Annotated in this window: 2 protein-coding genes; both read right to left on the reverse strand. The window is 41.1% G+C overall.

All coding sequences use genetic code 11. The features are described 5' to 3' along the window. Positions 1-106 precede the first annotated feature (106 nt). Positions 107-700 carry a hypothetical protein gene (locus tag ABR397_RS22430; RefSeq protein WP_350307648.1) on the reverse strand — a complete coding sequence of 198 codons (594 nt, stop codon included), beginning with the start codon at positions 698-700 and terminating at the stop codon, positions 107-109. A gap of 421 nt (positions 701-1,121) precedes the next feature. Continuing rightward, positions 1,122-1,845, reverse strand: a 724-nt coding sequence (locus ABR397_RS22435) for a polymorphic toxin type 25 domain-containing protein (RefSeq protein WP_350307649.1), incomplete at its 5' end; no start/stop codon positions are given.

Raw genomic sequence — 1,845 nt, forward strand, 5'->3', positions numbered from 1 at the left:
TGGCCGAACAATCGGTTGAATGAGCTGTTGCCCTGGCCTGATAATCCCTTCAGTTAATATCCCATTTTGTGGTTATCTGACAACGCAAGGTGAGTTCACCGGAACATTACGATTTAAGGGGGGAATGACCACGAGAAAGCATTTCATTGGTAAACTTACCCCCCACTTTATTACCAATTACAGTACCAACTGCGTTACCTAACATTGAGGTTGTAGGATCTTCCCCTTTAGCTTTACTTCCTAAATAAGCGCCCCCTGTATTCACAAGGGTGCTAAATAGCGTTCCTTTGCCTTGAGTTAATGCGCCAGTTCCTACCGCTATCAGTGTATCTGTTGCACTATAGTGTTCGCCTGGTTTCAACGTTAAAAGCTGTTTGGTGGCATCTGTTGCTCCACCTAAAATACCGCCACCAATGACTGCCGCGGCCCCAGCAATAGGGCCAACTATAGTCCCTCCCACAGCAGAAGCACCTGCACCCCAAGCGACTAACAATCCTCTTGCGGGATCTTGTCCTTCCGGGTGATCGCCTTTGGCATGTTTTGACAATGCCGCTGAAATCTCTTGAGGGGACTTACCTTCATTTAACATCGCGGTAGCCAGACTGGATGCTGACCGACCGTAATCCGCCATCCCTTTTGGCAAGCTCAGGGCATTATTCTCAATTACAACAATTACGTAGAAAAAAACAAATAAAGCCAAACAATATAAAATAACCTAGATAACCATAATAATGTATTTTGAAGACTTATTTCCATTTCAAAAGCAAACTCTTTTATGAATTCAATATTATTTCTATGTGCAAATTTTCTTTTTGAGAAAAATCTGCAATGAATAAGAAAAACAAGAATTGAAAACACTCCAATAAAATAGCTAACAAAGGAAATTAAGTTTCCATTTTTAATAAATTCAAACCAAATTCCAGACATATAAATAACAAATAAGATTATCATGGAAAAATTAGCAAGTTTGTTTTTATTAAAAAAACAAAAATCAAAAAAGAGCAATGGAGATTTTACACTTCTTAGTGAAATTTTTTTGCTCAAGCCAAAGTAGATGAAGCATGCAAGAAACCCCAACAGACTCAAGACCATCAAAATAAACGGAATATATACAATCATGCTCATTTATCCTTAAACTCATGTTTATATATTTCAGTGCCAACTTTGCCATTCACGTCTGTTTCACCTAATGGAGTTTCCCTTGAAATACCACCCCAGCCAATTGAAGGCCCTATACCAAGTGATACACCTATTCCATCTTTTCCTGCTGATATTCCAAATGAACCATAGCCAAAACCTAGATCAAAAGAATAATCTTTATCTTGGGCTCCTAATAAACCTGGGAAATAAGGGCCAAATTCTATTCCGACAGTTGCTCCACCATGAGCACCAATAGCTGTTGTCATCCCACCATTAATTGCAAATTTATTTGGATCCAATGCTGCTTCAGCAAACCCTGCTGGACCTATTCCTGCTGTAACCTCACCTTTTACATGTGGTTTAACTTTATAAGTAACACCCCATGATGGCCCCTGATGAGAGTATTTTATAGCTTCGTTTATTTCTTCTACTGTTTTCCCTTTACCTTGTAGATCAAAGGACAATGATGCATCTGAACTGATCGAGTTGGCTATCTGCCCCCAAAAGGTTCCTAGACCATAACCAAGAGCATTATTATCCGCTGCGTTCTTCCCAGCTTGGGCGCCAGTAAGGGCGCTGGCGGTGGAGTCACCGGCAATCCCACCGGCCAGCCCTGCTGCCAGCGTGGAGAGGGTACTGATAGTCTGTTTCTGCTCCTCCGTTAACTCACTGACTTTAACCTTATCGCCGTAAAGCTGCTTAATC

This window comes from Photorhabdus viridis, assembly GCF_040256935.1.
GTDB classification, from domain to species: domain Bacteria; phylum Pseudomonadota; class Gammaproteobacteria; order Enterobacterales; family Enterobacteriaceae; genus Photorhabdus; species Photorhabdus viridis.